Origin of the sequence: Streptomyces sp. NBC_01478 (assembly GCF_036227225.1) — a bacterium.
Taxonomy (GTDB): Bacteria; Actinomycetota; Actinomycetes; order Streptomycetales; family Streptomycetaceae; genus Streptomyces.
Genome location: NZ_CP109444.1, coordinates 11,125,432 through 11,143,042, shown reverse-complemented (window position 1 = coordinate 11,143,042; position 17,611 = coordinate 11,125,432). Strand labels below are relative to the sequence as shown.

16 protein-coding genes are annotated in these 17,611 nt (G+C 71.2%); 1 reads left to right on the top strand and 15 read right to left on the bottom strand.

Annotated elements, in window-relative coordinates; genetic code table 11:
- Window positions 1-22 precede the first annotated feature (22 nt).
- The 8 genes from OG223_RS49490 to OG223_RS49455 all read right to left on the bottom strand — a co-directional run bounded on the left by OG223_RS49490 (window position 23) and on the right by OG223_RS49455 (window position 7,496).
- Window positions 23-997 carry an MASE1 domain-containing protein gene (locus tag OG223_RS49490; RefSeq protein WP_329263996.1) on the bottom strand — a complete coding sequence of 325 codons (975 nt, stop codon included), beginning with the start codon at window positions 995-997 and terminating at the stop codon, window positions 23-25.
- A gap of 153 nt (window positions 998-1,150) precedes the next feature.
- Window positions 1,151-1,981 carry a PP2C family protein-serine/threonine phosphatase gene (locus tag OG223_RS49485; protein ID WP_329263995.1) on the bottom strand — a complete coding sequence of 277 codons (831 nt, stop codon included), beginning with the start codon at window positions 1,979-1,981 and terminating at the stop codon, window positions 1,151-1,153.
- A gap of 139 nt (window positions 1,982-2,120) precedes the next feature.
- Complete coding sequence (gene ykgO / locus OG223_RS49480) at window positions 2,121-2,243, bottom strand: type B 50S ribosomal protein L36 (protein WP_014669332.1); 123 nt, start codon at window positions 2,241-2,243, stop codon at window positions 2,121-2,123.
- Entirely contained in the window at window positions 2,240-2,488 is a 249-nt protein-coding gene (locus OG223_RS49475) for a type B 50S ribosomal protein L31 (RefSeq protein ID WP_317883668.1), read from the bottom strand. The genes ykgO and OG223_RS49475 overlap by 4 nt, the downstream gene beginning before the upstream one ends.
- A gap of 75 nt (window positions 2,489-2,563) precedes the next feature.
- Window positions 2,564-2,728: a 50S ribosomal protein L33 gene (rpmG, locus tag OG223_RS49470; protein WP_200690819.1), complete on the bottom strand. Its 165-nt coding sequence runs from the start codon at window positions 2,726-2,728 to the stop codon at window positions 2,564-2,566.
- A 94-nt stretch (window positions 2,729-2,822) separates the two neighbouring features.
- Window positions 2,823-4,706: a Na+/H+ antiporter NhaA gene (nhaA, locus tag OG223_RS49465; RefSeq protein ID WP_329263991.1), complete on the bottom strand. Its 1,884-nt coding sequence runs from the start codon at window positions 4,704-4,706 to the stop codon at window positions 2,823-2,825.
- A 99-nt stretch (window positions 4,707-4,805) separates the two neighbouring features.
- Window positions 4,806-6,446 carry a phosphoglucomutase (alpha-D-glucose-1,6-bisphosphate-dependent) gene (pgm, locus tag OG223_RS49460; RefSeq protein WP_329263989.1) on the bottom strand — a complete coding sequence of 547 codons (1,641 nt, stop codon included), beginning with the start codon at window positions 6,444-6,446 and terminating at the stop codon, window positions 4,806-4,808.
- Between the two features lie 129 nt (window positions 6,447-6,575).
- A complete protein-coding gene (locus OG223_RS49455; RefSeq protein ID WP_329263988.1) occupies window positions 6,576-7,496 on the bottom strand; it encodes an SGNH/GDSL hydrolase family protein in 921 nt (306 codons plus the stop codon).
- 266 nt (window positions 7,497-7,762) lie between these two features.
- On the opposite strand from OG223_RS49455, the gene OG223_RS49450 reads away from it, so the two are divergent.
- Window positions 7,763-8,437 (top strand): hypothetical protein, encoded by a 675-nt coding sequence (locus OG223_RS49450; RefSeq protein ID WP_329265868.1) that lies wholly within the window; start codon window positions 7,763-7,765, stop codon window positions 8,435-8,437.
- 90 nt (window positions 8,438-8,527) lie between these two features.
- On the opposite strand, the gene OG223_RS49445 is transcribed toward OG223_RS49450, so the two are convergent.
- The 7 genes from OG223_RS49445 to OG223_RS49415 form a co-directional block, all read right to left on the bottom strand.
- Window positions 8,528-8,758 (bottom strand): chaplin, encoded by a 231-nt coding sequence (locus OG223_RS49445; protein ID WP_329263986.1) that lies wholly within the window; start codon window positions 8,756-8,758, stop codon window positions 8,528-8,530.
- A gap of 100 nt (window positions 8,759-8,858) precedes the next feature.
- Window positions 8,859-9,311 carry a flavodoxin family protein gene (locus OG223_RS49440; RefSeq protein WP_329263984.1) on the bottom strand — a complete coding sequence of 151 codons (453 nt, stop codon included), beginning with the start codon at window positions 9,309-9,311 and terminating at the stop codon, window positions 8,859-8,861.
- A gap of 9 nt (window positions 9,312-9,320) precedes the next feature.
- A complete protein-coding gene (locus tag OG223_RS49435; RefSeq protein ID WP_329263983.1) occupies window positions 9,321-10,922 on the bottom strand; it encodes a serine/threonine-protein kinase in 1,602 nt (533 codons plus the stop codon).
- A 111-nt stretch (window positions 10,923-11,033) separates the two neighbouring features.
- The gene (katG, locus tag OG223_RS49430; RefSeq protein WP_329263982.1) at window positions 11,034-13,247 is read right to left on the bottom strand and encodes a catalase/peroxidase HPI; all 2,214 of its coding nucleotides are present in this window, start codon (window positions 13,245-13,247) and stop codon (window positions 11,034-11,036) included.
- Window positions 13,248-13,281: 34 nt separating this feature from the next.
- Window positions 13,282-13,719, bottom strand: coding sequence for a Fur family transcriptional regulator (locus OG223_RS49425; RefSeq protein ID WP_033280496.1), 438 nt, complete (start codon window positions 13,717-13,719; stop codon window positions 13,282-13,284).
- 50 nt (window positions 13,720-13,769) lie between these two features.
- Window positions 13,770-15,287: an AMP-binding protein gene (locus OG223_RS49420; RefSeq protein WP_329263981.1), complete on the bottom strand. Its 1,518-nt coding sequence runs from the start codon at window positions 15,285-15,287 to the stop codon at window positions 13,770-13,772.
- Complete coding sequence (locus tag OG223_RS49415; RefSeq protein ID WP_329263979.1) at window positions 15,284-17,596, bottom strand: CaiB/BaiF CoA-transferase family protein; 2,313 nt, start codon at window positions 17,594-17,596, stop codon at window positions 15,284-15,286. Before OG223_RS49415 ends, OG223_RS49420 begins: the two co-directional genes overlap by 4 nt.
- Window positions 17,597-17,611: the final 15 nt, after the last annotated feature.

Here is a 17,611-nt window from a genome sequence, read left to right as displayed (position 1 = left end):
CTCTGCTGACGGCGCGGGTCGGTCAGGGGCGGCCGCCCTGGCGTGGGTCGCCCGCGGTGAGGTGTTCGAGGACCTCGGCCAGTTCCTGGCAGGCCTTCTCCACCGAGAGTCTGGTGTTGCGCTGCTCGGTGATGACCGAGGACAGCAGCAGGGCGGTGAGGGCCATCGTGCCGTTGAAGGCCTGCAGCTTCATCATGACCTCGACATGGGTCAGGTCCCCGAAGGGGCCCGTCTCCCGGGTCGCCGCGATGGTGGCCATGACGGAGGCGAACAGGGCGCACAGCATGCTGCCCGCGAACCGGAACCGCAGGGCGGCCCAGATCAGCAGCGGATAGACCAGGAACAGCAGGCTGACGTGGCTGTGGGTGACCAGGGGGACGATCACGGCGGTGGTCGCCACGAGCAGCAGGGCCTCCTTCCAGCGGCGCAGGTCCGGGGGCAGCCGCGCGGTGTACAGCACGAGCAGGAGGGGGGTGATGATCAGTACGCCCATGGCGTCGCCGACCCACCAGCCCAGCCAGACCGGCCAGAAGGAGTGCTCCGCCAGCTTGCCGGTGAGGACGAGCAGTCCGACTCCGCAGGTCGCGCTGATCAGCATGGCGGACAGGGCACCCAGGAACACCAGCGCGAGGCCGTCGCGCAGTCTGCCGAGGTCGGTTCGGAAACCCACCCGGCGCAGCATGAGGCAGGCGCAGGCGGGGGCCAAGGTGTTGCCCGCCAGGACCACGAGCACCGTCGGCCGGAGCGAGGTGAGGGACATGATCACGAGCAGTACGCCGAGGGCGATGCCGGGCAGCACCCGCAGCCCGAAGATCAGCAGGCAGGCCACCGCGACGCCGGTGGGCGGCCAGATGGGTGTGAACACGGCGCCGTCGACCACCAACTGCCGCAGCAGGCCGAGCCGTCCCGCCGCGAAGTAGCCGCCGGCGACGGCCAGCGTCAGGAGGGCGTACCCGGCCGGTCGCCGCAGAACCTCGAAACCCACCACAGCAGCCATCAGACACTGACCCGGCCAGGTCGGCGAGGCGAGCGGCACGGGGCGGCGCCACGCCCGACGGGGACGGCACCCGGCCGACGTCTGCGAGCGGACCGTAAGGGGACGGAGACACCGGTGTCGGCTGCCGCTGCACCCTGTCCCGCCGGACGGGCCCTACGTCCCGGTGCCGGGGTCGTCGTGTCCCACGACGAGTACCGCCGCGTCGTCCTCGTGTCCCACACGCTCGGCTCCCTTGATCACGGCGGCCGCCAGCGAGCCCGCCTCCATACCCGCAACGGCGGCGATTCCGGCGAGTCGCATCACCTGGTCGAGGCCTTCGTCGACGCTCATCGAGGGGCCCTCCACCACGCCGTCGGTCACCAGGACGAAGACGCCGCCGGTGGTGAGCCGGTGCTCGGTCACGGGGTACCGCTGCCCGGCGACGATGCCGAGTGGCGGTCCGCCCTCGTCGTCGGCGATGCCGCAGCGGCCGTCCGCCGTGGCCCAGACGGACGGTATGTGTCCGGCCCGCGCGCTCTCCAGCACTCCGGTGACGGGGTCGAGCCGCACGAAGGTGCAGGTCGCGAAGAGTTCGGTGCCGAGGGACAGGAGCAGGTCGTTCGTCAGGGCGAGGAGTTCACCGGGCTCGCTGGTGACGGAGGCGAGGGCCCGCAGGCCGACCCGGACCTGGCCCATGAACGCGGCGGCCTCGATGTTGTGGCCCTGGACGTCGCCGATGGACAGGCCTATGCGGCCGTCGGGCATCGTGAAGGCGTCGTACCAGTCGCCGCCCACGTTGAGGCCGTGGTTGGCGGGCGAGTACTTGACGGCGAGGTGGAACCGGGGGGTGACCGGCATGTCGCCGGGCAGCATGCCGCGCTGCAGGGCGACGGCCAGTTCGAGCAGGGAGCGCTGGAGCTCCGCCCGCTCGCGTGCCTGGGCGGTCAGCGTTCCCAGTCTGGCCAGCAGTTCGTCACCGTCGTCCACGGGGCGCCTGCGCGACATCGACCACTCCAAGGGGTTGGTACCGCTATAAGCATAAAGAACGGATTTTTCTCCCCGCGGAGCACGAAGACGGGAACGGCACGACAACGGCCCGGCCACCGCCGAAGCGGGGCCGGGCCGACCGGTCGTACGCGCTGGATCAGCCCTGGCGGGCCTTGAAGCGCGGATCCTTCTTGTTGATCACGAACGTCACGCCACGGCGGCGGACCACCTGCGCGCCGGGCTTGGCCTTCAGCGAGCGCAGGGAATTGCGGACCTTCATGACTGCCTCCCGTAGCGGCGCTCGAAGCGCTCCACACGGCCCGCGGTGTCCACGACGCGCGTGTTGCCGGTGTAGAACGGGTGGCTGGCCGACGAGATCTCGACGTCGATCAGCGGGTAGGTGTTCCCGTCCGCCCACTCGATCGTGCGCGCCGACTGCGCGGTCGAGGTGGTCAGGAACGCGGTGTCCGCCGCGCGGTCGCGGAAGACGACCGGACGGGACACGGGGTGGATGCCAGACCTCATGGTGCTTCCTTCCTCAGGCCGTCCCCGGAGGGACGGCCGCTCTGCCTGATGCTTGGGACTACCGCCGCGCCTGGTTCAGCGCTCTTCGCGGAAATCGACGTGCTCTCCGGCGACCGGGTCGTACTTGCGCAGGACCAGCCGGTCGGGGTCGTTGCGACGGCTCTTGCGTGTCACGTAGGTGACGCCGGTCCCGGCCGTCGACTTCAGGGTGACGACGGGACGGTTCGTGGTGCGTGCCATGAGGACCTCCTTCCGCCCACATCCCGGGATCTTGTCCCGAGCATGTCAGCTACATGCGTTCCAACACCGGCACCCCTCGGTCCATTCCCGCCCGCTAGACCGCCACCGCGGCCCGCAGACGGGCGGCCCGTACGGCCTGGGAGAGGCCCTCGATGTCGTAGGCGCCGTGGTGCCGGCGGCCGTTCACGAAGAAGGTCGGGGTGCCCGCGACGCCGCTGAGGTCGGCCGACTCGACGTCCTCGGCGACATGGCCCGCCCCGGCGTGGGCCCGCATGTCGCGTTCGAAGCGGGCGGTGTCCAGGCCGATCTGTTCGGCATAGCCCCGGAGGTCCTTGAGGCGTAGGGCGCCCTGGTGGCTCAGGAGCAGGTCGTGCATCTCCCAGTAGCCGCCCTGCAGCGCGGCGGCCTCCGAGGCCTCGGCGGCGAGCTGGGCGTGCGGGTGGACGTCGGTGAGCGGGAGGTGCCGCCACACGTACCGCACCTCGTCCCCGAAGGAGCCGAGCAGCTCGCGGACTACCGGCTCGGCCTGCCCGCAGAAGGGGCATTCGTAGTCGCCGTACTCCACGACGGTCACCGGGGCGTGCCGGGGTCCGCGCAGGTGGTCGCGGTCGGGGTCGACGGGCACCGCCAGGTCGACGACGGTCTCCGCCCTGCCGAAGAGCACCCTCGGCCGCACCTGCGGCGGCAGCAGTCCGATCGCCCCGGTGACCAGCCGGCCGACCAGGAACGAGCAGATGACGGCGGTGAGGATGCCCGTCTTCGCGTCCTCCAGGGTGGTCCCGTCGAAGGCGAGGGTCGCGATCAGCAGGGAGACCGTGAAGCCGACGCCCGCCAGGGTGCCGCCCGCGGTCACCGCTCCCCAGCCGACCGGCGGCCGGATCCGGCCCCGGGACAGGACGCTGGTCAGCGCCGTCGAGGAGACGATGCCGAGCGGCTTGCCGACGACGTACCCGATGAGGATGCCCAGCGCGACGGGCGAGGTGAAGGCCCTGGTCAGTTGCTCCCCGCTGATCTGGAGTCCGGCGTTGGCCAGCGCGAACAGCGGCACCACGACATAGCTCGCCCACGGGTGGTAGATGCGCTGCAGCCGGTCGTTCGGGGAGATCGACGCCGCGATGCCGGCGCGTACGTCGCGTTCCAGCTCGGGTGTGGGCTGCTCGCGGAAGAGCCGGAACAGGCCGGTGGCGCGCTCCAGGTCGTCGCGCCCCGCCGGATAGGCGTACGTGATCAGCCCCATGGCGAGTCCGATGACGACCGGGTCCACGCCCGACTTCAGCAGGGCGACCCAGGCGACGAGCCCGAGCAGCGCGTACAGCGGCCCGCGGCGCACCCGGAACCGGCGCAGCACCATGACGACGGCGAACGTGCCCACCGCGACCAGGAGTGCCGGTACGGCGATGTGGTCGCTGTAGAAGACGGCGATCACCACGAGCGCCAGGAAGTCGTCGACGACGGTGATCGTGAGGAGGAACACCCGCAGCCCGGGCGGCATATGGCGGCCCACCACGGCGAGCATGCCCAGCGCGAACGCCGTGTCGGTGGACATCACCGCGCCCCAGCCGTTCGCCGTCCCGTGCCCGCTGTTGATCGCCAGGTAGATGGCGATCGGCACGAGCATGCCACTGGCGCCCGCGACCATCGGCAGCGCCAGCCGCCGGCGTTCGCGCAGCTCGCCCATGTCGAACTCGCGGCGCGCCTCCAGGCCGACGACGAGGAAGAACAGCGTCATCAGCCCGCTGTTGACCCACTCGCGCAGGTCGAGAGAGACCCCGTGCGAGCCGAGCCGGACGGAGAGGTGGGTCTCCCAGAACGACTCGTACGCCGACGGCGTGACGTTGGCCCAGACGAGCGCGACGAGCGCCGCCGCCACCAGGACGGCGGCGCTGCCGGTCTCGGTCCGCAGGAAGTCACGCAGCGGAGTGCGGGCTTCGTCGCCGCACGTGGTCTGCCCCGTGTAGTCGGTCGTTTCGAAGGACATACGGGGTTCACTTCCGCCTTGCGTCATGGCTCATGTGTCGGCCCAACACCGCCTGCCACACCATTCATTCCTACGGCAGCCAGTACCAGGGCCTCCGCGTCAGCCGCCCAGCGCCGCCCCGACCACGGCCTTCGCCTCCTCCTGCACCTGGCCGAGGTGGTCCGGGCCGAGGAAGGACTCGGCGTAGATCTTGTAGACATCCTCGGTGCCGGAGGGCCGCGCCGCGAACCAGGCGTTGGCGGTCGTCACCTTGATGCCGCCGAGGGCCGCGCCGTTGCCCGGTGCCTCGGTGAGGACGCCGGTGACGGGCTCACCGGCGAGGGTGTCGGCGGTGACCTGCGCGGGCGAGAGCTTCGCGAGGAGCGCCTTCTCCTCGCGTGAGGCCGGGGCGTCGATCCGGGCGTAGGCGGGCGCGCCGAACCGGTCCGTGAGCGCCGCGTAGTGCTGCGACGGCGTCTTCCCGGTGACCGCCGTGATCTCGCTGGCGAGCAGCGCCAGGATGATGCCGTCCTTGTCGGTGGTCCACACGGAGCCGTCCCGGCGCAGGAAGGACGCGCCGGCCGACTCCTCGCCGCCGAAGCCGAGCGAGCCGTCGACCAGTCCGTCCACGAACCACTTGAAGCCGACGGGCACCTCGACGAGCCGGCGCCCGAGATCGGCGGCGACCCGGTCGATCATCGAGGAGGACACCAGTGTCTTGCCGACGCCCGCGTCGGCGGGCCACTGCCCACGGTGGGCGTAGAGGTAGGAGATCGCCACGGCCAGATAGTGGTTGGGGTTCATCAGGCCCGCGTCCGGGGTGACGATGCCGTGCCGGTCGGAGTCGGCGTCGTTGCCGGTGGCGATGTCGAACCGGTCGCGCTGTGCGATCAGCGAGGCCATCGCGTACGGCGACGAGCAGTCCATGCGGATCTTGCCGTCCCAGTCCAGCGTCATGAACCGCCAGGTCGGGTCCGTGAGCGGATTGACCACGGTCAGGTCGAGCCGGTGCTCCTCGGCGATCCGGCCCCAGTAGGCGACGGACGCCCCGCCCAGCGGGTCGGCGCCGATGCGCACACCGGCCGAACGGATCGCGTCCAGGTCGAGCACGTTCGGCAGGTCGGCGACGTACGTGCCGAGGAAGTCGTAGCGGCCCGTGCCGGGGGCGGCGAGCGCCCGCGTGTAGGGGATGCGGCGTACGTCCTTCAGGCCGCTCGCGATGATCTCGTTGGCGCGGTCCTGGATCCAGGAGGTGATCTCGGAGCCGGCCGGGCCGCCGTTCGGCGGGTTGTACTTGAAGCCGCCGTCGGCGGGCGGGTTGTGGGACGGGGTGACCACGACGCCGTCGGCGAGGCCCGAGGTCCGGTTCCGGTTGTGCGTGAGGATGGCGAGGGACACCGCCGGGGTGGGCGTGTAGCCGTCCGCGCTGTCGATGAGGACCGTGACCTCGTTGGCGGCGAACACCTCCAGCGCGGTGACCGTCGCGGGCTCCGACAGCGCGTGGGTGTCCGCCCCGAGGAAGAGCGGCCCGTCGGTGCCCTGGCCCGCCCGGTACTCGCAGATGGCCTGGCTGGTGGCGGCGATGTGGTCCTCGTTGAACGCCGTGTTCAGGGACGACCCGCGGTGCCCGGAGGTGCCGAACGCGACGCGCTGCCCCGGCTCGGCGGGGTCCGGGTGCAGCGCGTAGTAGGCGGTGACCAGCCGGGCCACGTCTACGAGATCCTCGGCGCGGGCCTGTTCGCCCGCTCGCTCGTGTGGCATGTGCCCGCTCCTCCGCATCGACCGACTTCGCGTACGGCCCCATCTTTGCTCGTCAGGGCCGGATTTCGCGAGTACACCACCTCCGCCTGTGGAAAACCCGGGCCGCCGCTGTCCGTCGGTACCGGTGCCTCAGTACCGGTGGTGCCTCTCCAGTTGTTTGAGGACCGCGCCCGCCATGGCCGCCTCGCCCTTCGCGTTGGGGTGCGCCGGAGCCGCCGGGGAGGCCGGCTGCAAGGGCTCGATCCAGCGGTCGGCGGGCGCCTTGCACATGTCGTGGCCGACGGTCGGACCGTAGGTGTCGACGTACTCCGCGCCGTTGAGCGCGGCCACCAGACGGAGCATCAGGTTGAGGCGCTTGCCGGTGTCACGGAGGTAGGGGAAGTCCTTCGCGGCGAACGGCACCGACGGGTAGCAGCCGCTGCCGTCGTCGGGCAGGAGGTCCGGGTAGCCGACGACGAGCACACGCGCGTGCGGTGCCTTCTTGTGGACCGCGCGCAGCACCTTGGCCACCTTCGGCGCGGTGTTGAGGATGGTCAGCGCCAACTGGTCGGCGCCGGAAGAGGTGTAGTAGCGCTGGCACGGGTTGCCGGTCAGGTCGGTGGCGCTGAGCTTGGCGCAGGTGCCGATGATGGTGCTGAACCCGATGTCGTTGCCGCCGATCTGGACGGTCACCAGGTCCGTGTTCCGCTGCACGGCGTCGAGTTGGGGCCCGTTGGTGCCCTGTGCCTTCCACATCTCCTCGGTCGTCGCCCCGCTGCAGCTCACGTCCTTGAGGACGGTCCCTCTGCGGTCGGCCGTCACCACCGAGGGGTAATTCTGGTCGGAGCGCGCGCAGTTGGCGTCCACCTGGGTCGGTATGTACGGGCCCGAGGTGTACGAGTCGCCGAGCGCCACGTACTGAGTCGAACGGCCGTGCCCCTGGCCCGAGTTGTGCGCGGCCGCCGGTGCCGCGGAGGCGACGACGAGGGCGCAGCCGCTGACCGCCGCGGCGACCGCCACGGCCCTGCCGCGATGGTGCGCCGTCGTGGCCGGATGCGTCTCACGCTTCATGAGATTCCTCCCCAGGTACGAGACGGTGCGACGGGGCGGCCCCGATGCGGTCGTCTCTCGTTCAACTGGCCTTGTATACCGGTCGGTAGGTATCCGGGGCCAGAGGTCGGGCGGGACGAGTTCGTTGCCCGAAGGGGTCACGACGCCCGCCGAAACAGTTCGGCCGGTTTGGTGGCCGGTTCCCGTCCCCGCGCACGTGGACCACGTCCGGCGGGTATCCCTACCGCAGACGTCAACGCGCTTGGGGGTGGGGGGAGTTGACCCTGGTGACGCAGTGGCGGCAGAGGCACGAGGAGCGCGATGCGCGGCGCTCGCGACGGCGGGAGGCGATCCGTGCGCTGCGCGCCCAGGGACGCTACGGCCCCGGACTGCCCGAGGTGCTGCCCGCACTGGTCGTGGTCGCCCTCGTCGTGTGCGGGATCGTGGCCGGCCTCGCCGTGGCGTACCGCGTCCTCGGCACCGGCGCCCTCGCCGGCGGCCTGGCGCTGCTCGCCGTGATCACGGCGGCCGTGGTCCGGCACAACCGGCCGCTGGCCCGTCGCAGGCTGGGCTACTACACGCCCGAGGAGATCGCCGACCTGGATGTGGAGGGGCTCGCCCTGGCCGTGTCCCGGATGCTGCGCCGGGACGGCTGGCGGGCGCTGGCCCGGCCCGACGCCCAGGGCCAGGCACGGGTCCGGGCGCGCGACCGGCTCGGCCGCCGGCTGGAGGTGGCCTTCCGGCCAGTGGCCGAACCGCTGCCCGACGAGGAGACACCGACGCGCTCCGCACGTTCACCCGGCTCCGGACCGCATCTCCGTCTGGTGGTCCACCGGGGCACCTTCAGCCGACGTGACGTGCAGTGGGCGCGCAGGCAGGGCGGCGTCCAGCTCATCGACGGTTCCCGCTTGCGGCGCTGGGCCCAGGGCACTCCCCTGCACCGGCTGCCCGAGGTCCCCTGACACGTCCCCTGACACGTCCCCTGACATGTCTCCCGACACGCGGAACGAGCCGCGGGCGCGTGGCCCACGGCTCGTTCACGGTACGGCTGGTCAGTCCTCGCAGGTGTTGCCCAGCGCGGGGTTGAGCAGACCGATGACATTGATCGAGTTGCCGCACACGTTCAGGTCCAGGTCGACGGGGATCTGGACGACGTTTCCGGAGAGCACGCCCGGGCTGTCGACGGCGGTACCGACGGGGTCGGGGTCCGCGCTCGCCGTACCGGCACACAGCAGCAACGCCGCACCCGCAAGACCCACCACGGCCGTCAGACGCTTCCTCATGAAGAACTCCTGTCACTCGGAGGGGCATGTCCCTCCACGCTGAGGGTGCTCCGGGTGGTCACGACACTCTTCGGCGTCCGAACGGGTGGCGGCCGCCCGCTCAGGCCGTCAGCCCGGCGGCGACCGTGGCCCCGAGTTCCCAGCAGGCCTCGGTACCCGCCTTGTCGGGCTCACCGGTCAGCGCCACCGGGTCCGCGACCCGCCGCCAGCCCAGCCCGGTCGTGATCGACTCGATGCCGCGCACGGCTCCCGTCACGTCGTTCCCGCCGTGCACGTAGTACCCGAAGGGCCGGCCCCGGGTCTCGTCCAGGCACGGGTAGTAGATCTGGTCGAAGAAGTGCTTGAGGGCGCCGGACATGTAACCGAGGTTCGCGGGCGTGCCCAGCAGAAATCCGTCGGCGGCCAGCACGTCCGACACGGTCGCGGACAGGGCGGCACGGCGTACGACCCGTACGTCCTCGATCTCCGGGGTTGTCGCCCCGGCGAGGACGGCCTCGAACATGGACTGGCAGTTGGGCGAGGGGGTGTGATGGACGATCAGCAGGGTGGGCACGCGCTGAATCTACTCGTCGGCCGGCTCCAGTCTCGTCACGATGCCCTGCGGGGTGGCCTCCAGGAAACCGCTGGAGCCGTACTCGTCACTCAGATAGATCGCCATGCCCGCCGGGGTGTTCCCGCCGTTGGTGCTCGGCGACCGGAGCAACAGGTAACGGCTCGTCGGGTCCTTGACCTTCAGGTCCTTGTTCGCGCGCTTCAGCAACGCGGGAACGGCGTCCCAGTTGAAGTCGTCCAGCTTCACCGGCTGGTCTCCGTCGATGATCGTGTCCTTGTTGTCGAACGCCTCGTCGAAACCGGTACCGGAGCGATAGGTGTAGCTGGTGTACCTGGTCTGGCTGCCCTTCACCATCACATCCGCGATGACGTATCCCGGGTAGACGGAGAAGTCGGCGAACCTGTCACTCCCCGTCTTCGCCTTGAACGCCTTGATCGCGGTCCGGATGCCGGTCGGGGTGAGCATGTCCTGGGTCTTCACGGCGGCGCTGCTCTCGCTGGCCGAAACGGAGGGCGTGCTCTGCTGAGTCTGCCCAGCGGCACCCGCGGACGCCGACGAGCCGTTGTTGTCGCTGTTCCCGCCCGGCAGCACCTTCCAGGCCAGCGTGCCGATCAGCACCACGCCTACGACGCTGGAGACCACGGCGACACTTCGCGACCGCTTCGCCGGGCGCCGCCGGCTCGTCGTCTGCATGCCACTGGTGGGCGGCGGCGACGGAGGCGCCGGGGGTGCGAGCCGGTACGAGGTGGTCTCGGGGCGACTGTCCTCGGGCTGTGCCGCGGCGGCGGCCAGCATCCGCCCCACCGTCCCGGCATCCGGGCGCGCCTCGGGATCGCGGACCAGCACGCAGGACAGCACCGGCATCAACGACCCGGCCCGCGCAGGTGGTGGCACGTCCTCCTGGAGTACGGCGGCCAGCGTGGCCAGCGTCGTACCGCGCCGGAGCGGGTGGTGGCCCTCGACGGCGACGTACAGCATCATCGCCAGCGACCACAGGTCGGCGGCGGGACCACCACTGTGGCCCGAGACCCGCTCGGGGGCCATGTAGTCGGGCGTGCCGATGATCGAGCCGGTGGCGGTGAGGGCGGTGGCGTCGCGGATCGCGGCGATGCCGAAGTCGGTGAGCACGGGGCGGCCGTCGGTGCGCAGCAGCACGTTGGCGGGTTTCACGTCGCGGTGCTGGACGCCCGCCTCGTGCGCCGCGTTGAGGGCGTCGAGCACTCCGGAGCCGAGCCGGGCGGCCTCCGCCGGTGCCATCGGTCCCCGCTCCAACCGGTCGGCCAGTGAGCCGCCTTGGACGAGTTCCATGACGAGCCAGGGGTAGGTGCCCTCGCCGCCGTCGACGATGTGATGGATCGTCACCACGTTCGGGTGCTCGACCCGGGCCAGCGCCCGTGCCTCGCGCAGGACCCGCTGGCGCAGCATCTCCGCCGCGCCGGGGTCGTACTCGGCGAGGTCGATGTCCGGCGGCCGGACCTCCTTGACGGCGACGTAGCGGTGCAGCAGCAGGTCCTGGGCGCGCCACACCGTGCCCATGCCACCGCCGCCGAGCCGTGACACGAGCTCGAAGCGGCCGTCGACGACCCGTCTGTGGGTCTCCCCCTCGTTCATGCGGAGGAGCTTAGGTGACGAACGTGCACGCCTGTGCCGCGAGTTCAGAGGTTGAGAAACGTCCGGGCCGACCCGTGAGGGCCGACCCGGACGTCAGGTGGTGCGGACTGCTCAGACGAGGTCGAAGCGGTCCAGGTCGGAGACCTTGGCCCACGCGGCGACGAAGTCCTTCACGAACTTCTCCTTCGCGTCGTCGCTCGCGTAGACCTCGGCGAGCGCGCGGAGTTCGGAGTTCGAGCCGAAGACCAGGTCGGCACGGGTGCCGGTCCACTTGACCGCGCCGGAGGCGTCGCGGGCCTCGAAGGTCTGCTGGTCCGAGGAGGTCGAGGACCAGGTGGTGCCCAGGTCGAGCAGGTTGACGAAGAAGTCGTTCGTCAGCGTGCCGACCTTGTCGGTGAGGACGCCGTGGGTGGACTGGCCCTGGTTGGCGCCCAGGACGCGCAGGCCGCCGACGAGGACGGTCAGCTCGGGGGCGGTCAGCGTGAGCAGGTTGGCCCGGTCGAGCAGCAGGTACTCGGCGGGGAGGCGGTTGCCCTTGCCGAGGTAGTTGCGGAAGCCGTCGACGGTCGGCTCCAGCGCGGCGAACGACTCGACGTCCGTGTGCTCCTCGGTCGCGTCGACACGGCCCGGCGTGAAGGGGACCTCCACGTCGACGCCGCCGTCCTTGGCGGCCTTCTCGACCGCAGCGGCACCGCCGAGGACGATCAGGTCGGCCAGGGAGACCTTCTTGGCGCCGGAGTTGAACTCCTGCTGGATCCCTTCGAGGACCCGCAGCACCTGAGCGAGCTGGTCGGGGTCGTTGGCCTCCCAGCCGCGCTGCGGCTCCAGGCGGATACGGGCACCGTTGGCGCCGCCGCGCTTGTCGCTGCCGCGGAAGGTGGAGGCGGACGCCCACGCGGCGGACACGAGCTGCGAGACGGTCAGGTCCGAGGCGAGGATCTTCGCCTTGAGGGCCGTGACGTCGGCGGCGTCGATGGTCTCGCCCTCGGCCTGCGGCAGCGGGTCCTGCCACAGCAGGGTCTCGGAGGGGACCTCCGCGCCGAGGTACAGGGACTTCGGGCCCAGGTCACGGTGGGTCAGCTTGAACCACGCGCGGGAGAAGGCGTCCGCGAACTGCGCCGGGTTCTCGTGGAAGCGCTTCGAGATCTCACCGTAGATCGGGTCGAAGCGCAGCGAGAGGTCGGTGGTGAGCATCGTCGGGAGCTTCTTCTTCGACGCGTCGTGCGCGTCGGGGATGATCGCCTCGGCGTCCTTGGCCACCCACTGGTTGGCGCCGGCGGGGCTCTGGGTCAGCTCCCACTCGTAGCCGAAGAGGATGTCGAAGAAGTCGTTGCTCCACTGGGTGGGCTTGGTGGTCCAGGTGACCTCGAGGCCGGAGGTGATCGCGTCGCCGCCCTTGCCGGTGCCGTAGGTGGACTTCCAGCCCAGGCCCTGCGCCTCCAGCGGGGCGGCCTCGGGGTCGTCGCCGACCGACTCGGCCGGGCCCGCGCCGTGGGTCTTGCCGAAGGTGTGGCCACCGGCGATGAGGGCGACGGTCTCCTCGTCGTTCATCGCCATCCGGCGGAAGGTCTCACGGATGTCGCGGGCCGCGGCCAGCGGGTCCGGGTTGCCGTTGGGGCCCTCGGGGTTGACGTAGATGAGGCCCATCTGGACGGCGCCGAGCGGGTTCTCCAGCTCGCGGTCGCCGGTGTAGCGCTGGTCGTCGAGCCAGGTGGTCTCGGGACCCCAGTACACGTCCTCGTCGGCCTCCCAGACGTCGGCGCGGCCGCCGCCGAAGCCGAAGGTCTCGAAGCCCATCGACTCCAGCGCCACGTTGCCCGTGAGGATCATGAGGTCGGCCCAGGAGATGGACTGGCCGTACTTCTTCTTGACGGGCCACAGCAGCCGGCGGGCCTTGTCCAGGTTGCCGTTGTCCGGCCAACTGTTCAGCGGCGCGAAGCGCTGCTGGCCGCGGCCGCCACCGCCGCGGCCGTCGCTGATGCGGTAGGTGCCGGCGCTGTGCCAGGCCATCCGGATCATCAGCGGGCCGTAGTTGCCGAAGTCCGCCGGCCACCAGTCCTGCGAGGTGGTCAGCACCTCGGCGATGTCCTGTTTGACGGCCGCGAGGTCGAGACCCTGGAACGCCTCGGCGTAGTCGAAGTCCGCGCCGAGCGGGTTCGCGACCACCGGGTCCTTGGCGAGGATCTTCAGGTTGAGGCGCTCCGGCCACCACTGACGGTTACCGCCGCCCTGGGTGGGGTGCGCGGCGCGCCCGTGCGCGACGGGGCAGCCCCCGGCATCCTCCGACTTCGCGTCCGTGACGATTGCGTCGTGGTTCTCAGACATGGGAATCCTTCCAGAACGGGGTGGAACACGTGGCTCAGGAACTGGGGACTGCGGTACAGGCGGGGCACAGACCCCAGTAGATGACCTCGGCCTCGTCGATCGAGAAGCCTTGGTCGTCGGCAGCGGTCAGGCAGGGTGCCTCGCCGACCGCGCAGTCGACATCGGCGACGACACCGCACGACCTGCACATGAGGTGGTGGTGGTTGTCGCCGACGCGTCCTTCGAAGCGGGCGGGACTGCCCGCCGGTTCGATACGGCGTATGAGTCCGGCCGAGGTCAGCGCGTGGAGGGCGTCGTAGACGGCCTGGAGCGATATGTGTCCTACGCGGTCACGGACCCCGGACGCGACCGCCTCGACATCGAGATGGTCGCCGTGCCGGACGGTCTCGAGCAGCGCGACGCGGGCTGCCGTCACCCGCAGGCCGGCACCGCGCAGCTCCTCGGCGGTGGTCGGTGGCTGGGATGCGGTCATGGCGCTCAACCTACAGCCATAAACACTAGTGATTCAAGAAAACAAATAGTTCAAGTTTGATGTCGTGCCGGGGTGGGCGGTGTGGAACGGTCCCAGGTGGTGGCGGTGACCCCACGTTCCCGCAGGACCGCCTTGCGAACTTTGCCGGTCTCGGTGAGCGGGAGCTCACGGACGGTGTCGAGGTACCGGGGCACGGCGAAGTCGGGCAGCTCCTCCGCGCAGTGCCGTACGAGGTCCCGGAGGTCCAGCGCCTGCCCGGGCGCGGGGACGACCGCGACCATGACCTCGTCCTCGGCCAGCTCCGAGGGCACCGGGAAGGCCGCCGCGTCGGCGACCGCCGGGTGCGCGCGGACGACGGACTCCACCTCGTGCGAGGAGACGTTCTCGCCGCGCCGCCGGATGACGTCCTTGATCCGGTCGACGAACCGGAACCACCCGTCGGCCTCGCGCACCACCCGGTCGCCGGTGCGCCGCCATGCGGTGGGTCCGGGCTCCGGCTCCCCCAAGTAGCCTGTGCAGAAGGCGAATTCATGTGCGCTACGGACCACCAGCTCACCGGCGACACCGTCCGCGACGGGCGTGAGCAGCTCGTCGACCACCCGCGCGGAGAACCCGTCGCGCACGGTACCCAGGTAACCGGGCCGCTGTTCCTCGGGCGTCGACCCGACGACCAGGTTCGTCTCCGTCGACCCGAACCCGTCGACCAGCGTGACCCCGAACCGCTCCCGGAACGGCTCCCACGCAGACTCGGGAGTCGCCGGCGAGAGCCCGCGCCAGGCCCGGTGCGCACGGTCGGCGGGGCCGGAAGACTGGGCCAGCAGCATGGGCACCATCGCGCCCAGCAGATAGACGACGGTGGCCCCTGCCCCGGCCACCCGCTCCCAGTACCGCGATGCCGAGAACCGCTCGTCGATCACGCAACTCGCCCCCACCGCCATGGCGTGCGCGAGGATGTTCAGCGCGTTGGTGTGGAACAGCGGAAGACAGGTGTACAGCACGTCGTCGGCGGTGAGGCGAAGCGAGTCGGAGACGTTACGACCCCACCAGACGGTCTGCGCGTGCGGGCACCGCACCCCGCGCGCCGTCCCCGTGGTGCCGGAGGTGAACAGCACGAACGCGGTGTCGTCCGGGCGCACTTGGGCCGCCGGTACGGCGGGCGTCCTGCCCGGTGCCGGTACGTCGTCCCCGCCCACGACCCACAACTCCCCCTGGAATCCCGCCGATACGACACGTTCCGCCAACTCCTCCTCCACCAGCAGGAATCGGGGCTCCGCCGCGCGCAGCACCTGCCGGAGTCCACCGCCCCGCAGCCCGGTGTTGAGCGGGATCAGTACCGCCCCCAGCCAGGCGCAGCCCAGGACGAGGTCGACGAACTCGATCCGGTTGCCGGCCATGACGGCGACACGGTCACCCGGTCGGCAGCCGCGTTCGGCGAGCGCTCCGGCCATGGTGGCGGCGGCCGTACGGGTCTGTGCGTACGTCCGTGTCACCTCCCCCACCCGCAGGAAGGTCCGGTCGCCGAACTCCCCGGCCGCCGCGTCGAGGAGGCCGGGGACGGTGTCGGTCACCGCAGGACTCCGGCCTCCCGGAGCCGCTGGACGCGCTCCGCCGAGAACCCCGCCACCTCTGTCAGTACGGCGTCGGTGTCGGCCCCGAGTACGGGCGCGGCCTCGCGGATCCCGCCGGGTGTGCGGGTGAGGCGGATCGGGACGCCTTCGTGGAGGAAGGCGCCCGCGACCGGGTGCTCCTTGCGCACATAGAAGCCGCGGGCCCTCAACTGCGGGTCGTGCTCGACGAGTTCGCGGCCGTCCTGTACCGCCCCGGCCGGGACACCGCGCGCCTGGAGCGCCTCGGCGGCGACGTCGGCGGGGAGCGTGCGGGTCCACTCCCCCAGCGCGGCGTCGACCAGGGCCGTGGCGTGTCTGCGCGCTTCGGCGGTCAACGTCCGCTCGTCGGTGGCGAGTTCGGGGCGGCCTATGACCTCGCACAGCGCGGCCCACTCGGTGTCGTCGCGCACGCTCACGGCCAGCCAGCGGTCGGCGCCGAGGCAGCGGTAAACACCCTGCGGGCTCCAGCTCGGATGGGTGTTGCCCGCCGGTGTCACCCTCCGGCCGCCGAGGAGGCTCGTGCCCATGTGGGCGGCGATCGCCTCCAGTTGGGACAGGTCGACGTGCTGTCCGCGTCCGGTGAGGGAGCGGTGCTCCAGCGCGGCGACCGTGGCGAGGGCGGCTTGGAGGCCCGCGACGATGTCGCCGTGGCCGTAGATCACGCCGACCACGTCGTCCGGGCCCCAGCCGGTCAGCCCGGTCAGTCCGCCGCTCGCCGAGACCGTGTCGGCGTACGACACCCAGCCGTTGCGCGGCCCGGTGTGCCCCATACCCGACATGCTGACGTACACGAGGTCCGGGTTGATGCGGCGCAACTCCTCGTAGCCCAGGCCGAGTTTGCGCATGACCGTGGAGCTGAAGTTCTCCACGAGGACGTCGCTGTGGGCGATGAGGTCGCGCAGCACCGCGATGCCGTCGTCGGTCCGGGTGTCGAGCGCGATGCTGCGTTTGTTGCGGTTGACCTCGTTGAAGTAGCCGTTGGTGTCGGGGTCGGTGTGGGGGCCTCGGGAGAGGTGCATGAAGGGGGCGAAGCGGGTGGGGTCGGGGCGGCCCATGGACTCGACCTTGATCACGTCGGCACCGTGGTCGGCGAGGACCTTGGTGCAGTACGGGCCCGCGAGGACCCAGGTCAGGTCGAGGACGCGGATGCCGTGCAGGGCGGGCTGTACGGAGGTCTGCCGCACCGGGGGTTCGGTGGGCGGTCCGGCGTGCAGCAGTTCCTGGTCCGCGCCCACGTCCCGGACCTCCAGCTCCCGTACCCGGTGGCCTTCGGGGAACGCGAAGGGGAAGCCCAGGTCGGTCCGCTCCCCTTCCGGTGTCCGTACCCGGGTGAAGAAGTCGCGGGCGGCGAGCTGCGGGTTGTCGGGGAGTTCGTGGGGCAGGTCGACGGCGGCCCAGGGCAGCTTCCGGGCCTGGGCCCGTTCCGCGAACTCGGCCTTGGGCCAGGTGCCCACGAAGTCCTGGACGACCTTGAACACGTGCTCCTGGTGTTTCTTGCGTTCGACCGGGTCCTGCCAGCGCGGTTCCGTGAGGTCGGCCGCCGCGTCCTCCTCGCGCAGCCACTCCAGCAGCGCGTCCCACATGCGCGGGCTGCCGCCGAGGCCGCCGCCCAGGTAGCCGTCGGCGGCCCGGAACAGGCCGTGCGGGACGAGGGGATGGACGCTGCCGGGGCGGGGCGGCACCCGGTCCTCGTGCAGGTAGGCGAGGGTCCCCGCCTCCAGTGCGGCCGCGACGCACGCCTGCGCGGAGACGTCGACGAGCTGTCCCGGGCCGGCGCGGCGGGCGCGGAGGGCGAGCAGGGCGGCGATGGCGGCGTTGACGCCCGCGAGCTGCTCCGCCTGCTGCTCGGGGAGCCGTAGCGGCGGGCCGTCGGGGTCGCCGACCTGGGCGAGCATGCCGCCCAGCGCGGCGACCACGAAGTCGGTGCCCTGCCAGTCGGTGCGCGGGCCGGTCAGCCCGAAGGGGGTGACGCGCACGTGCACGAGGTCGTCGAGCCCTTCGGCGAGCGCCTCCGCGCCACCCGGACTCCCGTCGAGCAGCACGTCGGCGCCGGCCAGCAGACCGCGCAGTTCCTCCGGCGAGGCGGGGACGACCGACCGCTTGCCCGCGTGCCAGTGGACGAACGCGTCGCCGTCGAGTTCGCGTCGGCTCTCGTCGCCTTCCGGCGGTTCGACGAGCACGACCTCGTACCCGAGCCCGACCAGCAGCCGGCCGGCGAACCGGGTGAAGGGGCTGGACAGTTCGACGACGCGCGGCACGGTCTCGCTCACGTCTCCTCCCCGGAG

Bases quoted from the DNA above. Each gene is read 5' to 3' on its own strand.
- OG223_RS49490 (WP_329263996.1), bottom strand. From the start codon at position 997: ATGGCTGCTGTGGTGGGTTTCGAGGTTCTGCGGCGACCGGCCGGGTAC.
- OG223_RS49485 (WP_329263995.1), bottom strand. From the start codon at position 1,981: ATGTCGCGCAGGCGCCCCGTGGACGACGGTGACGAACTGCTGGCCAGA.
- ykgO (WP_014669332.1), bottom strand. From the start codon at position 2,243: ATGAAGGTCCGCAATTCCCTGCGCTCGCTGAAGGCCAAGCCCGGCGCG.
- OG223_RS49475 (WP_317883668.1), bottom strand. From the start codon at position 2,488: ATGAGGTCTGGCATCCACCCCGTGTCCCGTCCGGTCGTCTTCCGCGAC.
- rpmG (WP_200690819.1), bottom strand. From the start codon at position 2,728: ATGGCACGCACCACGAACCGTCCCGTCGTCACCCTGAAGTCGACGGCC.
- nhaA (WP_329263991.1), bottom strand. From the start codon at position 4,706: ATGTCCTTCGAAACGACCGACTACACGGGGCAGACCACGTGCGGCGAC.
- pgm (WP_329263989.1), bottom strand. From the start codon at position 6,446: ATGCCACACGAGCGAGCGGGCGAACAGGCCCGCGCCGAGGATCTCGTA.
- OG223_RS49455 (WP_329263988.1), bottom strand. From the start codon at position 7,496: ATGAAGCGTGAGACGCATCCGGCCACGACGGCGCACCATCGCGGCAGG.
- OG223_RS49445 (WP_329263986.1), bottom strand. From the start codon at position 8,758: ATGAGGAAGCGTCTGACGGCCGTGGTGGGTCTTGCGGGTGCGGCGTTG.
- OG223_RS49435 (WP_329263983.1), bottom strand. From the start codon at position 10,922: ATGAACGAGGGGGAGACCCACAGACGGGTCGTCGACGGCCGCTTCGAG.
- katG (WP_329263982.1), bottom strand. From the start codon at position 13,247: ATGTCTGAGAACCACGACGCAATCGTCACGGACGCGAAGTCGGAGGAT.
- OG223_RS49425 (WP_033280496.1), bottom strand. From the start codon at position 13,719: ATGACCGCATCCCAGCCACCGACCACCGCCGAGGAGCTGCGCGGTGCC.